The organism is Phyllobacterium phragmitis (assembly GCF_002980495.1).
Lineage (GTDB): Bacteria > Pseudomonadota > Alphaproteobacteria > Rhizobiales > Rhizobiaceae > Paramesorhizobium > Paramesorhizobium phragmitis.
Window position 1 is genome coordinate 1 of the sequence record NZ_PVBR01000005.1, and the last position, 13,462, is coordinate 13,462.

At 61.3% G+C, this 13,462-nt stretch carries 9 protein-coding genes, 1 tRNA gene and 2 pseudogenes; 7 read left to right on the forward strand and 5 right to left on the reverse strand.

Annotated features, from left to right (window positions below; all coding sequences use genetic code 11):
* The first annotated feature begins 50 nt into the window (after positions 1-50).
* The 4 genes and pseudogenes from C5748_RS07860 to C5748_RS07880 all read left to right on the forward strand — a co-directional run bounded on the left by C5748_RS07860 (position 51) and on the right by C5748_RS07880 (position 5,353).
* Positions 51-127, forward strand: a tRNA-Met gene (locus C5748_RS07860).
* A 459-nt stretch (positions 128-586) separates the two neighbouring features.
* Positions 587-1,966: pseudogene (gene eglC / locus C5748_RS07870) on the forward strand (endo-1,3-1,4-beta-glycanase EglC); the annotation flags it as partial.
* Between the two features lie 328 nt (positions 1,967-2,294).
* A complete protein-coding gene (locus tag C5748_RS07875; RefSeq protein WP_245428882.1) occupies positions 2,295-4,016 on the forward strand; it encodes a type I secretion system permease/ATPase in 1,722 nt (573 codons plus the stop codon).
* Between the two features lie 17 nt (positions 4,017-4,033).
* Complete coding sequence (locus tag C5748_RS07880) at positions 4,034-5,353, forward strand: HlyD family type I secretion periplasmic adaptor subunit (protein ID WP_105741410.1); 1,320 nt, start codon at positions 4,034-4,036, stop codon at positions 5,351-5,353.
* A gap of 80 nt (positions 5,354-5,433) precedes the next feature.
* On the opposite strand, the gene C5748_RS07885 is transcribed toward C5748_RS07880, so the two are convergent.
* The 3 genes from C5748_RS07885 to cueR all read right to left on the reverse strand — a co-directional run bounded on the left by C5748_RS07885 (position 5,434) and on the right by cueR (position 8,242).
* Positions 5,434-6,585, reverse strand: coding sequence for a Gfo/Idh/MocA family protein (locus C5748_RS07885; RefSeq protein WP_105741411.1), 1,152 nt, complete (start codon positions 6,583-6,585; stop codon positions 5,434-5,436).
* 9 nt (positions 6,586-6,594) lie between these two features.
* On the reverse strand, positions 6,595-7,380 hold the full coding sequence (locus C5748_RS07890; RefSeq protein ID WP_105741671.1) for a ThuA domain-containing protein: 786 nt from the start codon (positions 7,378-7,380) through the stop codon (positions 6,595-6,597).
* Positions 7,381-7,783: 403 nt separating this feature from the next.
* Complete coding sequence (gene cueR / locus C5748_RS07895; protein WP_105741412.1) at positions 7,784-8,242, reverse strand: Cu(I)-responsive transcriptional regulator; 459 nt, start codon at positions 8,240-8,242, stop codon at positions 7,784-7,786.
* A 275-nt stretch (positions 8,243-8,517) separates the two neighbouring features.
* Between cueR and C5748_RS07900 the strand changes: the two genes are divergently transcribed.
* Both C5748_RS07900 and C5748_RS28815 read left to right on the forward strand, forming a co-directional pair.
* Complete coding sequence (locus C5748_RS07900; RefSeq protein WP_105741413.1) at positions 8,518-10,125, forward strand: NTP transferase domain-containing protein; 1,608 nt, start codon at positions 8,518-8,520, stop codon at positions 10,123-10,125.
* A gap of 54 nt (positions 10,126-10,179) precedes the next feature.
* Positions 10,180-10,281: pseudogene (locus C5748_RS28815) on the forward strand (universal stress protein); the annotation flags it as partial.
* 44 nt (positions 10,282-10,325) lie between these two features.
* Here the strand turns inward: C5748_RS28815 and C5748_RS07910 are convergent.
* Both C5748_RS07910 and C5748_RS07915 read right to left on the reverse strand, forming a co-directional pair.
* Positions 10,326-11,927: a BCCT family transporter gene (locus tag C5748_RS07910; RefSeq protein WP_199194735.1), complete on the reverse strand. Its 1,602-nt coding sequence runs from the start codon at positions 11,925-11,927 to the stop codon at positions 10,326-10,328.
* 189 nt (positions 11,928-12,116) lie between these two features.
* The gene (locus tag C5748_RS07915; protein WP_105741414.1) at positions 12,117-12,605 is read right to left on the reverse strand and encodes an MgtC/SapB family protein; all 489 of its coding nucleotides are present in this window, start codon (positions 12,603-12,605) and stop codon (positions 12,117-12,119) included.
* Between the two features lie 100 nt (positions 12,606-12,705).
* Between C5748_RS07915 and C5748_RS07920 the strand changes: the two genes are divergently transcribed.
* On the forward strand, positions 12,706-13,458 hold the full coding sequence (locus C5748_RS07920; protein ID WP_105741415.1) for a DUF4336 domain-containing protein: 753 nt from the start codon (positions 12,706-12,708) through the stop codon (positions 13,456-13,458).
* Positions 13,459-13,462: the final 4 nt, after the last annotated feature.

A 13,462-nucleotide genomic window follows, 5' to 3' on the forward strand; every position in this document is an offset into this window, starting at 1 on the left:
TCATACATGACCCGAAAAGCCTACGCAGTCGCATACAGTCAAACCTTTGACGCGGGGTGGAGCAGCCCGGTAGCTCGTCAGGCTCATAACCTGAAGGCCGCAGGTTCAAATCCTGCCCCCGCAACCAATGAGACCGACACTCCCGTGGCCAAAGCCGCGGGAGTTTTTGTTTTTGCGGCTGCCCTTCCGGCGGATCAGAGGGCGTTTTGATTCCCCCGTGTCACCCGAACGCCGCGCGTGTGCGCCCTCCTTGCCCGACTTCGTCTCCTATCTTCTGACATATCGCCTGAATCCGTCGTGAATTTTTCAGGTTGAGACAAGCATGCGTTTTCCTACCGCGTCGAAATCCCATTTTTCCGCAACTTATCATTGATAGTATTTTGATTTATGCAATTCTTGATACACGAGACGTTTTCTTTCCCTAACGGCAATAATTTGGGATTGTTTTGATCTTCTGAAACTACGACCATTCACCTTGTTGCGCTGCACACATCGTCCGCCGCAGTATTTCGGGCGGACAGAGCTATCGCAAGCATCGCCGATCGGGCTCGATCAATCAGAGCAAATCCGGAACAGGGAAAATTCCATGGGTACGGTCGTGAACGCCAAGGGGGTCGAACTCTCTTACAGTGGAACCCCTATCCACCATTTTTCGGCGACCGATTCCGGCCCGGAACTCTATGGAACTGCGGAAAACGACGCCTTGTGGGGCGACAGCAGTGTGTATGTCACCATGCTTGGCGGTGAGGGTGACGATATCTATCACCTCTATTCATCGAGGAACAAAGCCTTCGAGGCGGCGGGTGAAGGGGTCGATACGATCGACACCTGGATGAGCTACCGCTTGCCCGACAATTTCGAAAACCTGATCGTCACCGGCAGCGACCGATATGCATTCGGCAATGATGGCCACAACATCATCACCGGCGGTTCCGGTCGGCAGACGATCGACGGCGGGGCGGGAGATGACGTTCTCATAGGCGGTGCTGATAACGACGTCTTCGCGCTGACCGAGGGCGACGGCAGCGACCTGATCCTCGATTTCGAAGCAGGCGATACGGCCCGCCTTACGGGTTACGGCTTTACCTCGTTCGCCGAAATCCAGGCGCGAATGTCCCAGACCGGCGACGACGTGCGGGTCGATATGGGAGATGGGGAGAGCCTCGTCTTTGCCGGCACGACCATCGCCGAGCTCGATTCCAGCCAGTTCAAATATGGTCTCGACAAATCAGGGATGAGCCTCTCCTTCGCCGATGATTTCGATACGCTGGACATGTCGGATGGCGAAAGCGGTACCTGGCATTCCAACTATTGGTGGGGCGGTGAGAACGGTAATACGCTGCATGGAAACGGCGAGCTTCAGTGGTATATCGATGTGAACTACGAGCCGACGAGCTCCGTCAATCCGTTCAGTGTCGAAAACGGCGTTCTCACCATCACGGCTGCGCAAACCCCGGATGACATCAAGCCCTATATCAACGATTACGACTATATGTCGGGCATGCTGACGACGCACAAATCCTTCGCCCAGACCTACGGCTATTTCGAGATGCGGGCGGATCTGCCGGAAACCCAGGGGCTCTGGCCGGCCTTCTGGCTCCTGCCGGAAAGCGGCGCCTGGCCGCCCGAACTCGATGTCGTGGAAATGATCGGCCAGCAGCCGAACACGCTTCAGCTCACCGCCCATTCGGACGCAAGCGGCGAACACACGCAGGACGGTTCGACCGTCTATGTCGCCGATACGGAAGGCTTTCACACCTATGGCGTTCTGTGGACGCCGGAAACGCTCACCTGGTATGTCGACGGCACGGAGGTCGCGAGCACCGATACGCCTGATGACATGCATGAGCCGATGTACATGATCGCCAACCTGGCGGTCGGCGGATTGGCGGGCACACCGGCGGACGGCCTCACGACGCCCGGCGAAATGAAGATCGACTATATCCGCGCCTACTCGCTGGACAGCCTGGTGCAGGCGTCGGCAAGCACCCTGATCGACACGTCCGAAACGGCTCTCGCGGCGACGGACAGCACGGTCTCTTCCACAGCGCAAACCGCTTCGATGACGGAGAATCGGCAAACTGATATCCCCGTCTTTATCAGCCAGAGCACCTATGCGGAAACGGTAGGCGGCACCGATGCAAGCGAAGTCGGCACAGCTGGTTATGGCTCTTCCGCCGAGGCCCAATATTCGGCGGCGGATGCGGCCGACTTCGGCGCAGGTGCAGGGACGCTGGACGTGCCGGGCGACTACTGGTTCGACCCGGAGCCGATCGGGACCCTGGTCTAGCGCCGTGCGGCCGGCCGGGCCTCAGGCAGGCATAGCCGGCAGCATCGTCCATATCGGCGTCTTCTCGTTTGCACTGAATGCCCTGCTTCTGGTGACGCCGCTCTACATGCTGCAGATCTACGACCGGGTAATCCCGTCATCAAGCCGGGAAACGCTCGTCTACCTGTCGCTGATCGCTCTTCTCTCCCTAGGCTTCCTCGGGGGCCTGGACATCATCCGCGCGCTTTATGCCGAGCGCGTTGCCGCAAGGCTCGACAGCAGGCTTGCGTCCCGGGCATTCGCGGCGTCGATCATCGGCCGGCGTCACGGCTCCGGTGATATAGGGCCGCTGCGCGATCTGGCGATCGTTCGGTCGTTCATCGGATCGCGCGGCTTTTCAGCGCTTTTCGATCTGCCTTTCACGCCGCTTTTCGTTTTGCTTCTCTATTTCGTCCATCCCGATCTTTGTCTTTTGACCCTCGGCGGCATGCTCCTGATGGTCCTGCTTGCCGGCCTGAACCAGCTTGCGAACGGCCAGAGCGAGACGCGGGCGGCGGAGCTTTTCGTCTCCGGCAACGCGACGGCCCAGGCATTTGCGCGCAACGCCGATACGCTTTTCGCCATGGGCATGGTCCGCGGCGCGACCGAGGCATGGGGGCGAGGCTTTGCCGAAGCGCTGCGGGTGCAGACGCGTTCGCTTGCCGTCAACGCTGTCTTCGGCGGTGTCGCGCGGGCTTTCCGCATGATGCTGCAGCTCGGCATTCTCGGGCTCGGTGCCTGGCTCGTCCTGAAAGGCGAGATGACGGCGGGCATGATCTTCGCCGCCTCGATCATTTCCGGGCGGGCGCTGCAGCCGATCGATCAGCTCATCGGCGGCTGGCGGCAGACCGTTCAGGCGGGGCGCGCCTGGCGCCGATTGCGGGCAGCGCTCGAACGGCATTCCGGCGGGACGGAAAAGATCCGGCTGCCCGAGCCGCGCGGCGTCGTCGATGTGAAGAACCTCGTCTATTTCGCGCCGAATGCACTGCCGGGCGCCGAGCCGGTCATCAGGCAACTGAGCTTCCGTATCGAGGCCGGCGAGGCGGTGGCCATCATCGGCCCGAGCCGGGCCGGGAAATCGACGCTGGCGCGGCTTCTCGTCGGCGCGGCTTTGCCGAGCGGCGGCAGCGTCAGGATCGACGGTGCGGAACTGCGCTCATGGGACGGCGAACAGATCGGGGAGGCCATCGGCTATCTGGCGCAGGAGGTGGAGCTGATGCCTGGAACGATCGCCGCCAACATCTCGCGCTTCGATCCGCAAGCCGATGACGGGAAGATCATCGAAGCGGCGAAGCGTGCGCAGGCGCACGAACTCATCCTCGCGCAGCGCGACGGCTATCGGACGGAGATCGGCCTTTCGGCGGTGCTTTCGGGAGGGGAGCGCCAGCGGATCGGCCTCGCCCGCGCCTTCTACGGCAATCCGCGCATTCTCGTTCTCGACGAACCCAGCGCCCATCTCGACAGCGAAGGAGAGGCGGCGCTGCTGCAAGCGCTTTCCGAGGCGCGGCGGGCGAAGACCATGCTTATCATCATCACGCACCGCCCGGCGCTCGCCGCATCCTGCGATCGCGTGATGGTGCTGAAAAACGGCGCCATCGAAGCCTTCGGGTCGAGTGGGGATGTGTTTGGTAGATCAATGCCGGCGCCGGAGCCGCGATATGGCGCGGCGTCGTTCGTTCCGGTCATCCGCGCCAGGCAGCGGACATGAGCGGGGAGAAGCCCGTCATGACGGACCGGGGTTTTCTGTGGGAGAAGGGGATCGGACGCGGGGCCGGCAGGATCGCCCTTGCCGGTTATGCGGCGGTGGCGCTGTTTGCCGGGGGCTTCGGCTATTGGGCGGCCACCGCGCCTCTCGCGGGCGCTGCCGTGGCTTCCGGCGTGATTGCCGCTCCCGGCCGCAATGTCATCGTCCAACATCTCGATGGCGGGGTCATCGAGCACATCCTCGTCCGCGAGGGCGACCGGGTCAGGGCGGGGCAGGAGCTTGTCGTCCTCGATCCGACAATCGCCGAAACACAGCTCCACCGGCTGATAAAGCGGACCGCGACGCTCACCAGCAGCGCCTTGCGGCTCGAGGCGGAACGCGACGGAGCGGCTGAGCTCGTCCTTCCCGACGAGGCCGATTTTGGCGCCGGGATCGACGGCATCGGCAAGCTCATAGCCGAGCAGCAGAAGGAATTTGCCGCACGGCTGGCGCGGTTCCGCTCCGAGCAGGACATCCTTCACCAGCGTGTCGCAGCCCTTAAGCAGACCGCCATCGGCTTTCAATCGCAGAAGCAGGCGATCCATCATCAAATCGCGATCGTCGAAGAAGAGCTGGGCCGGAAGAAGGGCCTGCTCGACCAAGGCCTTGCCGGCCGTTCCGACTATACCGTGCTTCTGCGCAGCCAGGCCGATCTCATCGGCCAGGCGGGCATGATCGAGGCGCAGATCGCCTCTTCCACGATACAGATCATGGAGGCCCGCGAGCAGATCGCGCGGCTTGCGACGCAGCGGGTCGAAAAGGCCGTCTCCGAACTGACCGAGGTGCGCGGCTCGCTTGCCGATGTGGAGGAGCAGAGGCGGGTCGCCGAAGCGGCGCTCGGCCGAACCGTCATCCGCGCTCCGGTGGACGGGGTCGTCGTTTCCGCGGTCCACAACGCGACGGGCGGTGTGGTCGGGCAAGGTGAGAAGCTGATGGAGATGCTACCGACAGCAGCGGTACCCGTGGTCGATGCCCGGCTCAGGCCGCAGGATATCGATGCCGTTCATGTCGGCCAGCACGCGCGCCTTCGGCTTTCGGCGCTCAATATGCGCAAGACGCCGGAGGTGGGTGGAACGGTGACCCTCGTTTCAGCCGACCGGCTGATGGACGAGGCGACGCAAGAGCCTTATTACAGCGCCCGGCTGAAGATCGCGGACCGGCTGCCCGACGGCGTCACCGCCGGGCAGATCCATCCCGGCATGCCGGTCGAGATATTCATCAACACCGGCGAACGCACATTCTTCGATTATCTCGTCCGCCCGCTCCTCGACTCGTTCAACCGAGCCTTCACGGAGGAGTAGGGGATATTGCCGCAGCATTTTGGCAGGTAAGGCGAGGCCCAAGCCGCTGTAAGTTATTGAAAGAATGACGCTGCAGCAGGTCAGCACTCTCCGGCGATCGGCCGCGTTTCGAGATCCGCAGTCACCTGTAATTCGTTCCTTAGTTCGGGCACCGGCAGATCAGGCACGGTGACGATTTCGACCGGGGGCAGGAGAGTGAGTTCGCGACGTTCCTTTTCCGAGACGATGGCGAGGTCAATCACCTTCTGCAGGTCGGCGGCATGGCGGAAGCTTGGGTCGAGCTGCTTTCCGGTCCGGACCGCCTCGACGAAACGCTCGTAATTGGTCGGCACCGCGGGGACCTCGATATTCCTCCAGGTCGCCGTTTCGATGTCTTCCCCCAGACAGCCGCGCAGTTCGGAATCGGTCGGGCGGTGGGTAATCTCAAGGCTGCCGCGTTCACCATAGATGCGAAGTTTCAACTCGTTGAGGTGGCCCGTCGCCCAGCGGCTGGCATGGACGACGCCGAGCGCGCCGTTGGCAAAGCCGACGGACATGGTGAAACTGTCATTGGCGTCGAGCATATATGGGCCGATCCGGCCTCCCGGCGCCTTGTCGAAAGCCTTCAGACGGGCAAAGACGTGATCGATGTCGGTCGCGGCGCCATAGGCGGCGAAGTCGAGGATATGAATGCCGACATCACCCAGAACACCGTTCGAGCCATGGCTCGTCGACAGCCGCCAGAGCCAACGCGTTTCGCTGCGCCAGTCGCCCCAGGCGCGAGAAACGAGCCAGCTCTGGAGATAGGAGGCTTCGACGTGACGGATCGCACCCAGCTCACCGGCCAGCACCATCTCGCGGGCAAATTGCAGCGGCGCCACGTTCCGGTAGGTCAGGTTCACCATGTTTACGACGCCGGCCGCCTCGGCGGCATGCGTCATCTCCATGGCGTCGGCATAATTTTCGGCGAGGGGCTTTTCGCAGAAAACATGCTTGCCGGCGGCAATCAGCGCCAGCGACGTCGCATGATGCATGCGGTCGGGCGTGACATTGCTTGCCGCATCGAATTCGCCCCAGGCAATCGCCGCATCGAGGCTCAGGAAGCGCCTTTCAATGCCGAAATGGTCGGCAAATTCGGTGAGCCGGATCGGGTCGGTATCGACGGCGGCGACGATTTCAACGCCCTCTATCGCCTTGAAATGGTTGATCTGACTTTTGGCCATCGAGCCGGTGCCAACAACAAGTAGTCTCATCTTCGCTCCTTAGCGATATCCGGCTTCGCCGGCCTTGTGGAGTTTCGGTCCACGTTCGGTGATCGACTCGTGCGCCTTTTCAACAGGCACATTCGGCGCATCGGTAATGCTTTTCAGATCGCCCTGCGGGTTATGGGCCCATTTGACCGCATTGATCAGCACCTTCCGGACGTTGGCGTCATGATAGGTCGGGTAGGTTTCATGGCCTGGACGGAAATAGAATATGTTGCCGGCGCCACGGCGCCAGGTGAGGCCGGAGCGGAACACCTCGCCGCCCTGGAACCAGGAGATGAACACCGTCTCCAGCGGTTCGGGGACCGAGAACTGCTCGCCATACATCTCCTCGTTTTCGAGGACGAAGTTCTCGTCGAGGCCAGCTGCGATCGGATGGCGGGGATTGATCGTCCACAGGCGTTCGCGCTCGCCTGCCTCGCGCCACTTCAGGGCGCAGGGCGTTCCCATCAGCCGTTTGAAAATCTTGGAGAAATGGCCGGAGTGCAGAACGATGAGCCCCATGCCCTCCCATACACGTTTGGCGACACGCTCCACGACCGCATCGGAAACCTCGCCATGTGCCTTATGCCCCCACCATGTCAGCACATCGGTTTCGGCAAGCCGGGCCTCGGTCAAGCCGTGCTCCGGCTCCTGCAGGGTTGCGGTCGTTGCATGAATCGCGGGATCGCTGTTGAGCGCATCGGCGATCGTCATATGCATGCCGTCCGGATAGATACTCCGGACAAGGGCATCGGTATTCTCGTGGATGTTTTCACCCCATACAATTGTGCGAACAGGCACTTTCGTCATCCTTTGATTTTGATGGGCCTTGATTTTGATGAGGACTGGATTACGCGAGGACCGCATCCGTCCGTTCGGAAACGGCCGATCGGTGACATGTTGGGATCAGACGGTACCGCACGGAGCGGCCATCCAATGCCCTGATTGGCCGAAATGATGGCGCTCTTGCCGACACCCCTACTTAACAAGCGCCAAGCCGAGCTTCCGGCCCGGCTGATGGCTGGGATTGATGGCTTTCCGGACGATCAGCGTCTCGCTTCCCATTACCGAGATAGCGTCGCTGCCGTGACGGAAACTTCCGATAAGTCGAGGTAGCAGAGCGGCGCCTACCGCACAATCCCGATATTTGGCCCGATATATCAGGCCCGATAATCTGGTGCGCAAAGCATGCGGAGGGCGGAAATCAGCTGGCCAATGTCCCCTTGAGCACGCCGGACCGCCTCGATAAAACCGCCGGCGCAAGATCGTCGGCATCGGAATGCGCCAAGTTCTGGATAATCGGGCAATCCGGCCTTTCATCGCCGTTACAGTGCGTGGCGAGATGGCGAAGCGTGTTGGCCATTTCGCGAAGCTGCCGCATCTTGGCTTCCAATTCTTCGACATGCTGCAGCGCTATGCGCTTCACGTCAGACGAGGCACGGCTGCGGTCGTGCCAGAGCGCCAGAAGCTGGCGGATATGCTCGATCGAAAAGCCGAGATCGCGACCGCGACGGATGAAGCGCAATGTCTCGAGATCATTATCGGAATAGATGCGGTAACCCGATAGGGTGCGGCCCGCGGGCTCGATCAGTTCGATCGATTCATAATGGCGGATCATCTTCGCCGAGACACCCGATGCTGCCGCCGCTTCTCCGATATTCATGGGTATTCTCCTGTCATTCGTCCTGCCATATATAAGTGGCGGAGTGGCCTTTCGCCAAACGGACAGGAGCGATCCCTCCCGCCGCCGGAGCGGCAAGATCGATCACAATAAGTTTTGGGTCTATGATGCGCTTCATTTCCGGGATATTTCAAAAAAGAAATGAAAGTTTCTATCCGGCCAATGACGGGGCGAAAATCGAGGATGATTGCCAATATGGTCTTGGGCACGGTCCTGCATAACGACACAGGCCCGTCCGCGCACGAAAGGCGCGCTGCATGATATTCGGCGAGACACCGGTCGGCGAGGCGGAAGGCGCGATCCTCGCCCATTCAGTCTCCGCAGGCGCATCGAGCCTCAGGAAAGGTCATGTGCTGACGCATGATGACATCGCCGCCCTTCGCACGGCCGGCGTCCAGCATGTGACGGTGGCGCGGCTGGAGGCGGGCGACATAGATGAAAACGATGCCGCCTCGCGCCTTGCCCGCGCACTCGGAATCGAGGGCGTGCGGGTTGGTCCCGCTACCACCGGACGAGTGAACTTGTTTGCGCTTGCAAGCGGGCTCTTCACGGTCGACCCAGCCGTCATCGACGGCATCAATGCGGTCGATCCCGCCGTTACCATCGCGACGCTGAAGAATTACGACCGGGTGCAGCCCGGTCAGATGGTGGCGACGGTGAAGATCATTCCGTTTGCAGTCAGTGCCGCCGTCATCGAGCAGATCGAGACGCAAATCTCGGGTCGCATGGCTTTCGGAATCCGTCCGTTTCACAAGCAGAGCGTCGGTCTCATCCAAACGGTCATGCCGTCGGTCAAGCCTGGCGTATTCGACAAGACCAAGCGTGTCATGGAGGCGCGGGTCGTGCGCAATGCCGGTGTGATCTCAGGCGAAATGCGCGTTTCGCACCGCATGGCGGATCTGACGGAGGCCATCCGGCAGATGTCGGCTAAATCCGACGTGCTTATCGTCTTCGGCGCTTCCGCCGTGGCCGATCCGGCCGATATCGTGCCGCAGGCGATCGGCGAGGCGGGCGGTACAGTGCATCATATCGGCATGCCGGTCGATCCGGGCAATCTGCTCATTCTGGGGGAACTCGATGGCAAGCCGGTGATCGGCGCGCCCGGCTGCGCGCGCAGCCCCAAGGAAAACGGCTTCGACTGGGTGTTCGACCGGCTGATGGCCGATGTCAGCGTCACGCCGAAAGATATTATCGGCATGGGTGTCGGCGGGCTTTTGATGGAGATCCCGTCGCGGCCGCAGCCGCGCCAGGCGGAGCCTGCCGCCCGCCCCGTTTGCGTCGCCATCGCGCTGCTTGCCGCCGGCCAGTCGAGCCGGATGGGCGGCCCCAACAAGCTCCTGGCCCGCATCGACGGCGAACCGATCGTCCGGCTCTCAGCCGACCGGGCGTTGCGTTCTGGCGGCAATCCAGTCATCGCCGTATGCGGGCACATGGCCGACGAGATTACCGCTACTTTGGCCGGGCTGGACCTGGTGATCGCCCATAACGCTGCCTATGCCACGGGTATCGCCTCATCGATCAAGGCCGCATTGCTGCATGTGCCAGCCGATGCGGACGGCATGATGGTGCTTCTGGCCGACATGCCGGCGCTCGGCCCGGAGCATCTGCGGCGCCTCATCAGTAGCTTTGCCAAAGCGGGTGGCGGCGCTGTGGTCCGCGCGGCTTTCGACGGGAAACGCGGCAATCCCGTCATCCTGCCCAGAAGCCTGTTTGGCGCGATCGAGCGCCTTACCGGGGATGTCGGCGCGCGTCATCTGATCGAAACCGGCGACACGCCCGTCATCGACGTGGAAATCGGACCGGCGGCGATGGTGGACGTCGACACGCCGGATGATCTGCGCACCGCCGGCGGGGTCATCGCGTAAGGAATTTTCGGCAGCTTTGCCGCCTTCAACCGGGCCCGTTTTCGAGTGGCTTCTCTAGGCGCCTACAGCCATTCACGGCTGAGGAACCTGTTCATCGGCTCGACCACGACGGAGATGATCCGTTCCTGCAAGATCCCCGTCGCGCTGTTTCGATAAACCCGCTTTGACGGGTCGCCTTGTTCGGCGACCCGTCATCGGCTTTATCCATGCGGCTCGCTGCGCAGCACCTTCCAGGTCGCATAAGTCATCAGCAGGAGCAGGATCGCAAACGGGAAGCCGGTTGCGATAGCACCCGCCTGGAGCGCGGCAAGTCCCCCTCCGAGGAGCAGCGCGATGGCCACGAGCCCTTCGAAGATCGCCCAGAAGACCCGCTGCCTGACCGGGGCATCGACCTTGCCGCCGGCGGTGATCGTATCGATCACCAGCGAGCCGGAATCCGACGATGTGACGAAGAAGACGATGACAAGCACGATGCCGATGAGAGAGGTGATGGAAGCGAGCGGCAGATCCGCCAGCATCCTGAACAGGGAGAGCTCCGGAACGTAATCGACCACTGTCTGCTGCACGCCCATATAGCCCTCGTTGAGGAACTGCTCCAGGGCCGTGCCGCCGAAGGTCGTCATCCACAGGATGGATGCCAGCGTCGGGATGATCAGAACACAGGTGATGAATTCGCGCACAGTGCGGCCGCGCGAAATGCGGGCGATGAACATGCCGACAAAGGGCGACCAGGATATCCACCATGCCCAGTAGAAGGTCGTCCAGCCATGTACGAAGGATTCGTCAGTGCGGCCGATCCAGTTGGAGAGCGCCGGTATGTCCTTGATGTAGTTGAAGGTGTTGGTGAAGAACCCGGTGATGATGGACATTGTCGGTCCAAGCACGATGACAAACAGCATCAGCGCGACGGCCAGCACCATGTTGATTTCCGACAGCCGCTTGACGCCCGCATCAAGACCGGCGACCACCGAGACGAGTGCTATTGCCGTGACGCCCAGAATCAAAAGCACCTTCATCGTGTCGGTATTGGGCACGCCATAGAGATAATTGAGGCCGGCGAGCGCCTGTGACGCGCCGAAGCCAAGCGAGGTAGCGAGGCCGAAAAGCGTGGCGAGCACCGCCAGCGTGTCGATGATGTGGCCGGGCCATCCACGGATCCTTTCGCCGAAAATCGGATAGAAGGCCGAACGGACGGATAGCGGCAGACCCTTATTATAGGCTGCCAGGGCCAGGGCCAGGCCCACGAGCGCGTAGATCGCCCAGGGATGCAGTCCCCAGTGATAGATGGTCGCCGCCATGCCGAGTTCACGGGCGCGGCCGACGGCGTTTTCGACCAGAACCCCATCGACAATAGGTGGCGCCGCGCCGAGCGGCGGATTGTTGAAGTGAAACATCGGCTCGAGCACGCCGAAGAACATCAGCCCGATACCCATGCCGGCGGCGAACAGCATCGAAAACCATCCGGAATAGGAATAATCCGGCACCGCACCGGCACCGCCGATCCTGACCTTACCGAGCGGCGAAACGGCCACCACAAGACAGAACAGCACGAACAGATTGGCCGAGATCATGAACAGCCAGTCGAATGTCGAGGTCAGCCATACCCGCAGGCCTTCCAGCGCCGTCCCGGTGAATTCACGAAAGATGAGAGCGATGATGACAAAGGCCACGATGGCGACCGAGGAGATGAAGAAGACCGGATTATGGATATCAAGACCGGCAATCTGGACATTGTCCTGACCCGCCTCCATCCCATGGTCCTCGAACTCCGGCGGTGGTGCCGGCATCTGTGTATCTGTCATTATTTTTTCTCCCCCTCGAATCGTTGTGTGAAAATATGAAACTTATGCAAATCAACAACGATACTGCCAGCGTCGCAAACAGGATGCAAATCAGCGAGGCCATCTTGTCCGCCTGTCCTGTTGATAGGTGAAGATCGCTACGCTTTTCACCGTGACCGCATGTTGAGATTCACGGTGGAGAGCCTGAGGCTATTTCCATTCCAGCAACCTTTCGACGCGGTAGAGCAAGCGCAGAACGACGGCACCGGCCGCTGTCGCAAAAAAGCCGATGATCCAGAAGCCGTAGCCCGTCGAAAGACCGATCGCAGCGGCAAGCCACATGCCCGCGCCGGTCGTCAGCCCATGCACCTGACCCTTGCCGAAGACGATCAGTCCGGCGGCAAGGAATGCCACACCTGCCGTCACCGCCTCGACGACGCGTAGCGGATCGATCCTGACCTGCTCGATCTGGTAGAGCGGAGCCCTGGTGATTTCACCGGCGAGAATGCCGAAGACGGCCGCGGCCAACCCCACCAGCAGGTGGGTGCGCAGGCCGGCCGGACGGTTGCGGGTTTCCCGATCGATGCCGATCATCGAGACGAGGATCAGGGCGCCGCAGATCCGCGCCAGGATGACATGATACGGAATGGCGGTATCCGGCAGCATATCCGCGGCGATATCGGTCAGGATATTCTCCATGCCGGAAAACCGCGGGAATGGCGGTTTGGTTCCGCCAGGCGTGGTGCCACTGATCGAACTTCGCTAGATTGCGTTCAAGACTTTGAACAATCCGGGAGCAATGATGGGTAAAGACGCTCATGTGACGTATCCGCCGCTGAACACGCTCAAGGCGGTCTGCGACAATGTCTGGATCGTCGATGGTCCGGTGATCCGTTTCGGCATGCCATGGCCGAAGATGCCTTTTCCGACACGGATGACAGTGATCCGCCTTGGGAATGACGAGCTCTTCATCCACTCTCCCACGCCGCTGGTGCCGTCGCTGAAAGCCGAGATCGACGGTATCGGCAGGCCGCGCTGGATCATCGGTCCCAATCGCATCCATTACTGGTGGGTACCGGATTGGCGGGATGCCTTTGCCGATGCGGATGTCTATCTCGCGCCGCGCATCGAGGCGCAGGCCAAGGGCCGCATCGATTTCGGCTACACCATGCTCGACCGTGACAATGGCTATCCCTGGGATGCGGAGATCGCGACGCTTCCGATCGCGGGGAGCTTCATGACCGAGGTGGAGTTCTTCCACCGGCCGAGCCGGACGCTGATCCTGACCGATTTCATCGAGAATTTCGAGCCGCGCAAGCTTGATTCCTGGCTCATGCGCTGGCTGACCCGGTTCGGCGGCGTGCAGGACCCGGATGGCCAGATGCCGCGGGATATGCGGCTGACATTTTCCAAGCAGAAGCCGCAATTGCGCGCAGCAATCGAAACGGTGATAGCATGGCAACCCGAGCGCATCATCCTGGCGCATGGCCGATGGTATGAAAAGAACGGCGCTGATGAACTGCGCCGGGCATTCCGGTGGGTGCTGGAATAGAGCA

Excerpts from the sequence above, each read along its gene's own strand:
- C5748_RS07920 (WP_105741415.1), top strand. The coding sequence starts at position 12,706 with ATGATGGGTAAAGACGCTCATGTGACGTATCCGCCGCTGAACACGCTC.
- C5748_RS07885 (WP_105741411.1), bottom strand. The coding sequence starts at position 6,585 with ATGAGACTACTTGTTGTTGGCACCGGCTCGATGGCCAAAAGTCAGATC.
- C5748_RS07880 (WP_105741410.1), top strand. The coding sequence starts at position 4,034 with ATGACGGACCGGGGTTTTCTGTGGGAGAAGGGGATCGGACGCGGGGCC.
- C5748_RS07915 (WP_105741414.1), bottom strand. The coding sequence starts at position 12,605 with ATGGAGAATATCCTGACCGATATCGCCGCGGATATGCTGCCGGATACC.
- C5748_RS07910 (WP_199194735.1), bottom strand. The coding sequence starts at position 11,927 with ATGACAGATACACAGATGCCGGCACCACCGCCGGAGTTCGAGGACCAT.
- C5748_RS07900 (WP_105741413.1), top strand. The coding sequence starts at position 8,518 with ATGATATTCGGCGAGACACCGGTCGGCGAGGCGGAAGGCGCGATCCTC.
- cueR (WP_105741412.1), bottom strand. The coding sequence starts at position 8,242 with ATGAATATCGGAGAAGCGGCGGCAGCATCGGGTGTCTCGGCGAAGATG.